Here is a 7,054-nt window from a genome sequence, read left to right as displayed (position 1 = left end):
CCAATCAGCACGCTCAGCAACCCGAATATCGCCAAAAGACATCGCATGCCTCCCGCCAAAATAGGTCGAAAGGCCTTGAATCACATTCACAAAATCCGGGGAATCACTTTCGGGGATCCCGTAGCCCCGCAAGGGGGGAGGGAACCCTGCCGCCGCTGCGTCCCTCACAGCATGAGGTGCGATGAATCGCCTTGTCTTAGGCGGAAGCGGACTCTCCGGCTCGGCCGATCAGCTTGGTGACGAGCGGCGCTGGATCGTCAGGGATGGCGTTGCCCCGCCAGGCGACATGCTGGTCGGTGCGCGCAAGGATGAGTTTGTGGCCGCCGGTCGGCGGCGCTTGGTCGCCGGGTACATCGACGATTTCAAACGGGATGCCATTGGCGCGCATCGCATCGGTCAAGGGCGCAACCACAACGTCCGGATCATACCGCAAAAGCGTGTAGCCCGGCCCGAGCGCATCATAGACCGGCCGTCCGTCCGACAGTTTCGCGAACGGAAGCCGGCAGCCCGGCGTCGCGGACGGCGTGAAGTCCGCCATCGTAAAGCCCGGATGCTCGGCGCCGTCATAGGTGATGATCGGAGAGCGATCGTAGAAATAACCGAAGTTGAGGCCGGCACAGCAATATTGCTGCACGTTCAAATCATAGGCCGCTTGCCCGACCTGCTTGCGGACGGCATCGCCCTCCGGCCCCGGCTGCTCGATTGCATCAGGAACGGTGCGACGCTGGCTCAAGACCTTGCCCGCCATCTCCATCGCAAAGCGCGACACTTGTTCGGTGATGGGCAGGCGCTCGGCCTCATAGGCATCGAGGATGGCGATGTCGGCCCAGCCCTGCAGATAGGCGGCGAGCAGCCATGCGAGGTTCGTTGCGTCCGCGATCCCGGCATTCATGCCGTAGCCGGCGTAGGGCATCCATAAATGCGCGGCATCGCCGCAGATGAAGGCGCGTCCCTTGCGAAACCGGTCGGCGACGAGGCGGCGGCCGACCCAGTCCTCCTTGCTCAGAATCTCGTATTCGAACTCGGGGCCGACGCCGAGGATGGCGCGGATCGAGGCATCGCGATCGACGGATTCGAAGGTCTCATCCTCGCGATTGAGGTGATTGTGGATCAGCCAGTTCTCGCGGCCGTCGATCGCGACCACCGTGCCGCAGCGCCGCGGATTGAGCGACAGCGTCATCCAGGCGGGCCGGTCCATCAGACCGAGCAGGGCGGGCGCGCGGATGTAGGTCGATTGCACGCGCTGGATGATCGGCGTTCCCTGCAGATTGGCGTCGATCGCCTTGCGAACCAGCGAACGCGCCCCATCGCAACCAACGATGAAATCGGCGTGAATCTGAAAGGCAGCTCCGGTATCGAGGTTGCGGACGGTTGCAACGATGCCCTCATCGACTTCGCCGAAATCCTCCAATGCGGTGCGGTTCAGAATCTGCAGCCCGTCGATGGCGGCGGCGTGGGCGAACAGCACGGGTTCCATATAGATCTGATTGATGCGGTGCGGCGGCTCGGCCGTCGGCCAACCGGTGTCTGGCCCGCCGGTGGCGGTATAGCGATCGCGCCGGCAGGGAATGAGGATACGCGAGAGCTCGATGCCCGTTGCCGTGGTGCGGTAAGAGCAATCGTTCGGATAGTCGGCCGGCAATCCGGCATCGCGCAGCTTCTGTGCCAGGCCGAGCCTGCGAAAAATCTCCATCGAGCGCGACGAGACGTGGTTGCATTTCACGCTCGGCGGCTCGCCGGCGGCGCGTGTTTCCACGACAGTGACGGATATTCCCCGCGATGCGAGGTCCATAGCCAAAGTGAGACCAACCGGACCGCCGCCGACCACGAGAACGCTGGTCTTCACCATGTCACCTGCCGCCTTGTCGCTTGCTGCGTTGGGACGATCATGCATTACTGAGCGCCACAGAGATCATCGGGGGACCCTCAATGTTTCCGTCGATCCGGCAAGGCATGATCCGCGCCCTTGTTGTTGCTTTGTCGCTGTCGTTGTCGGCGATTGAAGCAGCAAACGCATATCCCGATCAACCCATCAAGATCATCGTGACGTTTCCGCCCGGCGGCAGTGCCGATATCGTAATCCGCGCCCTGCAGCCCCTGCTTTCGGAAACGCTGCGTCAGCCCATTGTCATCGAGAACAGGGCGGGCGCGGGCGGCAATATCGGGATCGGCGCGGTGGCGCAGGCGGCACCTGATGGCTACACGCTCGGCGTGGCCGCAGCCGGCGTGCTGACCGTCAATCCCCATCTCAACCGCGCGGCGATGGCGTTCGATCCGATCAAGGATCTGGCGCCGGTCACCTTGCTGGCGGAAATCCCGTTCGTGCTGGTGTCTTCGCAACAATCGGCCATTGCCTCGGTCGCCGATGTCATTGCCAAGGCCAAGGCTCAAACGGCGGGTCTGTCGATCGGCCATGGCGGCAACGGCACGGCGATGCACCTGACCTCGGCCCTGTTCAACCAGAAGGCCGGTATCAGAATTCAGTTGATCGCCTATCGCGGCACCGCGCCGGCGACGACGGATGTTCTTGCCGGCCACGTCCCGCTGGCCGTGCTGGATATCCCTGCATCCAAGCAGTTGATCGGCGACGGCAAGTTGAAGGCGCTCGGGGTCTCTGCCGCGAAACGCGTGGCCTTCCTGCCCGATGTTCCCACGCTGGCGGAGCAAGGCCTCTCCGGATTCGAATCCGTCGGCTGGTTCGGCATCGTCGCGCCCGCCGGCACGCCGCCCGACATCGTCAAAACGCTGAATACCGCCTTCGTGAAGGCGTTGAGCGATCCCGCGGCGATCGAAAAAATCCGCGTTCTCGGCGCCGAACCCGCGCCTACGTCGCCCGAGGCTTTTGCAAAATTCATCCAGAGCGAAAGCGTGAAATGGGGCAGGCTGATTACCGAGGCCGGGATCAAGGCTGAATAGGACACCGGTCACGGCTTGCGGCCGGGCGACGCCATTTGATCTCGATCAATGCGACGGCCTTCTTGCTTGGCGACGATGCCGGGCAAAAGGATCGAACGTGGCACACAGCGAAGGCCTATCCCACAGCGAGGCAGCGACGGACCGCCCAGCCGGGCCAATTCCCTATGACGAGGACGGGCGGCTGCCGCACGAGAGCGAATTTCTCACCCAACTCGGGGACCGGGTCCGTGAAATGCGCGCGCTTCGCGGCATGTCGCGCCGCGAGCTCGCACGCCGGTCCCGCATGTCGGAGCGCTACGTGGCCCAGATCGAAGCCGGCAAGGGCAACGTCTCGATCGTGCTCCTGCTGCGGATCGCGCTGGTGTTTCGCGGCGAATAGCGTTTCGTGCGGCGAGTTGAGCCCGGACTCGGCTCAACTCCGCGCCCGCTTCTCCACATTCGCGATCCGTGCCGGCACGCCGAACTCCTTGCGGCAGACTTCGGCAAGCACAGCGACGCCTTCGCGGATCTGTTCATGCGAGGGACTTGCGAAGCACAGCCGCAGCCGGCTGCCGGCATAGGCCTTGTCGGTCGACCATTCCGGCCCCGGGTTGATGGCGACGCCTGCGGCAAGCGCGGCCTGATAGAGTTTTAGCGTGTCGACATTGTCGGGCAGCTTCACCCACAGGAAGATGCCGCCCTCGGGCTCCTCGAACTCGGCCGAGGTGCCGAACTGCTCGTTGAGCGCTTCCATCAGCGTGTCGAGCTTGGTGCGCAGGCCGCGCGTCAGCTTCGGCACGTGGGTCGAAAAATGCGGCGCGCAATACTCGGCCAGCACCATCTGCTCCAGCGCGCCGCTTCCGGCGTCGGTCTTCAGCGCCAGCATCCGCGACATCATCTCCCAAGGGGCCACGATGAAGCCGACCCGCAGCGCCGGTGCGATCGACTTCGAGAACGAGCCGATGTGGATGACGCCGCCGTGCTTGCTCATGGCGTAGATCGCGGGCGGCCGCTCGCCGCTCCAGATCAGGTCGGCGTAGCAATCGTCCTCGAAAATCGGCACGCCATATTGCTGCGCCAGCTTCAGCATCTCGGCGCGCCGCGTCTCCGGCAGGATGCTGCCGGTCGGGTTCTGCACGGTCGGGATGGTGTAGATGTATTTCGGCATGATGCCGCGGCTTTTGTGGTCGGCAAGGGCTGCCGCCAGCGCATCCATCCGCATGCCCTGCTCGTCGAGAGGGATGCCGACCGCCTTGACACCGAGCCGCGTCAGCCGGGTCAGCGCGCCTTGATAGGTCTCCTGCTCGACCAGCACGGTGTCGCCGCGCGTGAGCAAGGTTTGATTGACGAGGTCGAGCGCCTGCAGCGAACCGGAGACGATCATGATATCGTCGGCAATGCAGGCGATGCCGGCGTCGCGCTTGAGTTTCGCACTGAGGAATTCGCGCAAGGGACGATAGCCCTGCGGGCCGCTGGCGAGGCCGTAGGTCGCGAGCGTCTTGCCCTCGCGCCGGAGCACGGTATTGACGGCGTCGATCAGGCCATCGACCGGAACCTGCTCGGGATCATTGTTGCCGCCGACAAAGCTGTATCTGGCAAGGCCGGTCCACCGCGCTGCCGGTGCCGGCAATCCGGCGGGCAGCAAGGGCGCAAAATCGAACGAAGCGGTAGACATGAATGTTCACTCCATCTTGTTTCTTGTTGAGAGGGCCGACCGGGCGGCTCTCTGTCTCGTCGTCGTCGTTCAGCCTGGTTCTTGCCGACGATCCTGATCGGCCTGGCTGACGAAGGCATGAAGTCCGGCGCCGACGACCATCGGCGCCTCTACGGTCGCGAGCGGTTTTAACGCAATCGGGGACTTGAGGTAGCTCCCCGCCATCTTGCCTGATGTGTCGAAATAGGCGATCCGCTCGGGGATCAGGGGGCGGGAATTTGCGAAATTCTGTTCGATTCCGCCTGCGGTCCGGGCGCTGGCGGTGGGGGCGTAAGGGATCGACAACGCGGCCAGAATCGCGAGAAAAGCCCCCATTCTATGGCTGTGACACATTGCTTGTTTGACCCTTGCGCCGGGACCTCTAGGTTGCAAAAGGGGGAAGTCCGGAACCATGCACGAGCTTATTCGCGATATCACCTTATGCATCCTGTTCGCCTGGGTGCTCGGCCTGTTGGCGCATTTTTCCCGGCAGCCGCTGATTTTGGCCTACCTTATCGCCGGCTTCTTCATTGGTCCATTCGGCATGAAGTGGGTCGAGTCCCAGGATTCGATCACCGTCATCTCAGAGCTTGGCCTGATCTTCATGCTGTTCATGATCGGGCTGGAAATCGACCTGAAGAAGATCGTGCGCGCCGGAAAAGTGATCCTGTTTGCCGCGGGCGGGCAATTGGCCGGCGGCGTCCTGCTCGGAATACTGTTCTTTATCGGGATCGGCCTGTCGATGGGCAGCGGGCATTTCGACGCGCTCTATCTCTGCATCGCCTGCGCGCTGTCGAGCACGGTCATCATCGTCAAGGTGCTGTACGAGAAGCGCGAGCTCGACACGCTGCCCGGGCGAATTACGCTCGGCGTGCTGGTGCTGCAGGACATCTTCGCGATCCTGTTCCTGGCTGTGCAGCCGAGCCTCGACAATCTGCAAGTGAGCGTGATCCTGTTGTCGATCGCCCGGGTCGGCGTGCTGGTGGCGACCGCGCTGGTGCTCAGCCGCTATGTGCTGCCGTGGCTGTTCCACCAGATCGCGCGCCGGCCCGAGCTGATCCTGCTCGGCGCACTGGCCTGGTGCTTCCTGATCGGCGAGATCGCGGAGAGGCTGCACCTGTCGCGCGAGATGGGCTCGCTGGTGGCTGGCGTATCGCTGTCGACATTCCCCTATGCGCTCGACGTCACCGCCAAGGTGACGACGCTGCGCGACTTCTTCATCACGCTGTTCTTCGTTTCGCTCGGCATGACCATCCCGATCCCCGGTGCGTCGGTGATCGGGCTGGCGCTCGCGATCGCGGCGTTCACCGTCGTCAGCCGCATGGTGACGACGTTCACGCCGCTTTATCTGATGAAGCAGGGACTGCGCGCTAGCCTCCTGCCGGCGATCAACCTGGCGCAGATCTCGGAGTTTTCGCTGGTCGTGATCCAGACCGGCGTGACGGCACACCATATCAGCCCGGAAACGTCGAGCGCGGCGTCGTTCGCCTTCGTGGTGCTGGCGGTCCTGAGCACCTTCGTCATGGGCCGCAGCGACCAGGTCACGCGCGGCCTGATCGGTCCGCTGAAGCGGATCGGCTTGCGCGATCTCGATCACAAGCATGAGGCCGACGGAGGGCACGAGGGCGGGCACGGGGAGGCGCGCCGGGTTGTCATTCTCGGGTTCTTCCGCGCCGCCAGCGCGCTGGTTGCCGAGATCGAGCGCCTCAATCCGGCGGCGCTGGAGCAGATCACCGTGATCGACTTCAATCCGCTGGTGTTCAGGACCTTGACGGACCGCGGCATGCACGTGGTCTATGGCGACATCAGCAACGTCGATACGCTGGTGCATGCCGGCGTCGGCAAGGCCGAGTTGATCATCCTCAGCATCCCGGATTCGTTGTTGAAGGGCGCCGACAACGAAAAGCTGGTCCGGCACGTCCGCTCGCTCAACCCGACCGCCAAGATCGTCGCCACCGCGGAGATCCTGGCCAACGTCAACGACCTCTACGAGGCCGGCGCCGACTACGTGACGGTGACGCGGCTCAGCGACGCCCACGAACTCTACAAGGTGATCGAAGCCGCCCAGGCCGGGCTCCTGGAGGACAAGCGCGCCGAGACCGACGCTCTGCTCAGCGAGCGGCGCGAGGTGCTGCCGTAACTATCGATCCATGAATGCTGTCATGCCCGAGCTTGTGCAGGCTGGATGGGCGTAGCAGCACGTCCTGGACATTGCTTGCCAGCGGCTAACGGCGGCGGCGCTGGCTCTAGACGTCCCAAGGGCCAAGGAAGGGCCAAGGGGGTTGCGCCGATCCCATGCCCACCGCGTGCAATGCGGCGTAACAATCGGCGCGAGGCCAGGGAACTGTGTGCCGCGGACAACAGTTACCCCGGCGACGAGCGGAGTTGCGCCGCGGCTGTTGATCGTTCAGGACGGCGCGGTGTATCTTTACTTTCTAAACCGAACCATCGGCAGACCTGGGGGCG

At 63.7% G+C, this 7,054-nt stretch carries 5 protein-coding genes and 1 pseudogene; 3 read left to right on the top strand and 3 right to left on the bottom strand.

Going from position 1 to position 7,054, the window contains the following annotated elements; translation table 11 throughout:
* Positions 1 to 196 precede the first annotated feature (196 nt).
* Complete coding sequence (locus LMTR3_RS32260; protein WP_141686904.1) at positions 197 to 1,894, bottom strand: FAD-dependent oxidoreductase; 1,698 nt, start codon at positions 1,892 to 1,894, stop codon at positions 197 to 199.
* 35 nt (positions 1,895 to 1,929) lie between these two features.
* Here LMTR3_RS32260 and LMTR3_RS32255 point away from each other — a divergent pair, with 35 nt between their 5' ends.
* Together LMTR3_RS32255 and LMTR3_RS32250 are read left to right on the top strand one after the other, a co-directional pair.
* Entirely contained in the window at positions 1,930 to 2,916 is a 987-nt protein-coding gene (locus tag LMTR3_RS32255) for a Bug family tripartite tricarboxylate transporter substrate binding protein (protein ID WP_065748969.1), read from the top strand.
* Positions 2,917 to 3,013: 97 nt separating this feature from the next.
* Entirely contained in the window at positions 3,014 to 3,295 is a 282-nt protein-coding gene (locus LMTR3_RS32250) for a helix-turn-helix domain-containing protein (RefSeq protein WP_502686685.1), read from the top strand.
* Positions 3,296 to 3,328: 33 nt separating this feature from the next.
* Here the strand turns inward: LMTR3_RS32250 and LMTR3_RS32245 are convergent, their stop codons facing one another.
* The gene (locus LMTR3_RS32245; RefSeq protein WP_065748968.1) at positions 3,329 to 4,570 is read right to left on the bottom strand and encodes an aminotransferase-like domain-containing protein; all 1,242 of its coding nucleotides are present in this window, start codon (positions 4,568 to 4,570) and stop codon (positions 3,329 to 3,331) included.
* Between the two features lie 150 nt (positions 4,571 to 4,720).
* Positions 4,721 to 4,810: pseudogene (locus tag LMTR3_RS40430) on the bottom strand (DUF3124 domain-containing protein); the annotation flags it as partial.
* Positions 4,811 to 5,000: 190 nt separating this feature from the next.
* Between LMTR3_RS40430 and LMTR3_RS32235 the strand changes: the two are divergent.
* The gene (locus LMTR3_RS32235) at positions 5,001 to 6,728 is read left to right on the top strand and encodes a cation:proton antiporter (protein ID WP_065748966.1); all 1,728 of its coding nucleotides are present in this window, start codon (positions 5,001 to 5,003) and stop codon (positions 6,726 to 6,728) included.
* The last annotated feature ends 326 nt before the right edge of the window (positions 6,729 to 7,054 follow it).

Origin of the sequence: Bradyrhizobium sp. LMTR 3, from assembly GCF_001693485.1 — a bacterium.
GTDB lineage: Bacteria > Pseudomonadota > Alphaproteobacteria > Rhizobiales > Xanthobacteraceae > Bradyrhizobium.
Note: the sequence above shows the minus strand (reverse complement) of the source record. Positions and strands in the feature narration are given on the sequence as shown.